This is a genomic window from Burkholderia sp. E168m23, assembly GCF_016586125.1.
Classification (GTDB): Bacteria; Pseudomonadota; Gammaproteobacteria; order Burkholderiales; family Burkholderiaceae; genus Burkholderia; species Burkholderia orbicola.
Genome location: NZ_BCPP01001717.1, coordinates 1 through 524, shown reverse-complemented (window position 1 = coordinate 524; position 524 = coordinate 1). Strand labels below are relative to the sequence as shown.

Sequence of the window (524 nt, the reverse complement as noted above, 5' to 3'; positions counted from 1 at the left end):
ATCCGTACCGCTACCCATTTCGGCTGCGGCGACGATCGCGTCACCCACGTTACCGTACGTCTTGTCGCCAACGTGGTACTTCGGTGTCGTCACCTTGCCCGCCGCGTCCACCGTCGAACCACCACCCAGCGCGCTTGCCACGCTCTGCGACGTGCCGTACAGCTGCGAGCCGTTCACCGCTTCCATGCTCGTCGCATTCACCGCGCCAGCCGCGACGTTCTTCAACGCCACCGGCGCTGCTGCGCCCGCGCCGCCGAGCGTCACCGAGCCGCGATCCGCCGTGCCGTCTTCCTTGTGGTCGTACGTCACCGCCGCGATCACCTTGCCCGTGTCCTTGTCGATCAGACCGGACTTCGCAATATCGTCTTGCAGCTTCTCGACGTTCGTCGCGTTCGTCGTCACTCGGCCGTCCAGGTTCGACACCGCGTCGCCAACGTTGTTCGCGGTCGTCTTGCCGCCGTCCAGCGTATACGCCGGTGCCGTCAGCTTGCCTGCTGCGTCCACCGTCGAACCGCCACCCAGTG

Annotated in this window: 1 pseudogene; it reads right to left on the bottom strand. The window is 66.0% G+C overall.

The features are described from left to right. Positions 1–524 (bottom strand): annotated as a pseudogene (locus tag JMF90_RS39850) (hypothetical protein); the annotation flags it as partial.